The sequence below is a fragment of the Bordetella tumbae genome, from assembly GCF_054780995.1.
Genome location: NZ_BAAGVG010000001.1, coordinates 1 through 1788, shown reverse-complemented (window position 1 = coordinate 1788; position 1788 = coordinate 1). Strand labels below are relative to the sequence as shown.

Genomic DNA, 1788 nt, shown 5'->3' with positions numbered 1-1788 from the left:
GGGACCGGTGGATCAAGTGGTGTTTGTGAAGACGACGCAAGCCTCGGCGGCTCGCAGCCTGGGCATTAGCGAGAGGGTCTCGATCACGGCGGCATCGAATGCGCCGAGAGTAGTGATGCAGACGCCTCAAGAAAAACTTTCTTCTGGACTGCCTGATTCTTCCGCCGAAAGCGTCGACTTGCTATCGGCATAACGCGATTTCTTTTCACTGGTTGAAGAACCCTCCTGCATCTATTTGGCTTAAGAGGAATACGTATTATGTCGGCAGCAGTACAGGACATGTTGAAGGTGGCAAAGGCACAACGTGGTCTTGAGCAGAACCTGAGTCGCCTGTTGTATGCGCTGTTGGCGCAGCAGGATTGGCTTTCGGTAGCCGCAGGGCTGGCACCGCGCTATGTGCGCTGGCACGAGGCAGGCCTGCGGATGTTGCGGGAGCAGGGCGCGATCCAGGATGTGGCGCAGCTGGATTGGGGGACCTCATGGTCACAGTGGCAGATCTATCGAGAACAGGCTCGCGGCGATGCTGTGGTGGCGGCGCAGTTGCGCTTGCTCGATGCGGTGCTGCCGGCATTACCGGCGATTTTGCGGGGAGAGCGCGCGGCGACCGACGTGTTGTTTCCGCAAGGGCAATTGAGTCTGGTAGAAGGCGTCTATCGTGATCATCCAGTGGCGGACTATTTCAACGACGTGCTGGGTGAGCGGCTGGACACGTATGTGCGCGCCCGCCTGAGGCACGACCCACGGGCGAGGCTGAGGATCGTGGAGATCGGGGCGGGCACGGGCGGGACGAGCGCGGGGTTGTTCGCGCAACTGGCACCTTATGCCGAGCACATTGAGGAGTATTGCTACACGGACGTATCGCCAGCGTTTCTGCTACATGCACGGGAGCGCTACGCCGCACAAGCACCGTATCTGCAAACCAAGCGCCTGGACATCGAGCATTCGCCCGTGGCTCAGGGGTTCGTGCTGGGCCATTACGATGTTGTGGTGGCGGCGAATGTGCTGCACGCGACGCGGGATATCAGAAGCACCTTGCGGCATGTAAAAACGCTACTCAAAGGCAATGGGTTGCTGCTGCTCAATGAGTTGAGTGAGGCGAGCCTGTTCTTGCACCTGACCTTTGGATTACTGGAGGGTTGGTGGCTGGCCGAGGACGAGGCGGTACGTATACCTGGGACGCCGGCCTTGAGTCCACAGGGGTGGTACGAGGTGTTGACGGCGGAAGGATTTGGCGCGATCGAAGCGCCCGCGCAAGCTGCCCATGAGTTGGGCCAGCAGATCATTCTGGCTACTAGCGACGGTCTGGTACAGGTCCAGAGCGAGACGAGAGCGCCGAAGGCGGAACTCCGTGTATCGCTGCCTTCGCCCGCGGCACTGCCGGCGCGAGAAGAGGAGCCGGAGCAGGACACCATTGCCGGCGGTACGTTCTCTGAAGAGCTTGAGCGTGTGTTGACGGGATTGATCTCAACGCATCTGCAGATCGCTCGCGAAGAGCTTGAAAAAGATGCGTCGCTGAGCGAGTTCGGTTTCGATTCGATCACGCTGACCTCATTTGGCAATGTGTTGAACCAGCGGTATGGGCTGACGCTGAGTCCAACGGTATTCTTTGAGGCGCCGACGATTGCAGCGTTGACGGCGTATCTGGTGCGTGAGCACGGAGACGTTTTGGCGCCGGCGTTTGTGACAACGTCTCAAGTTGCAAAGCCGGAGCGATCTACTGAGGACATCGAACCGATCACCTCACTCGCATCGGTTGGCCGGCGGCTAGGCCGCCGGCCGCTTGCGGTG

2 protein-coding genes are annotated in these 1788 nt (G+C 59.8%); both read left to right on the top strand.

What is annotated here, in order from left to right; genetic code table 11:
• On the top strand, positions 1 to 193 hold a 193-nt coding region (locus ACYVI2_RS00010), incomplete at its 5' end, for a hypothetical protein (RefSeq protein WP_460490242.1).
• Positions 194 to 258: 65 nt separating this feature from the next.
• The coding region (locus tag ACYVI2_RS00005) for a methyltransferase (RefSeq protein WP_460490241.1) at positions 259 to 1788 on the top strand (1530 nt) is incomplete at its 3' end.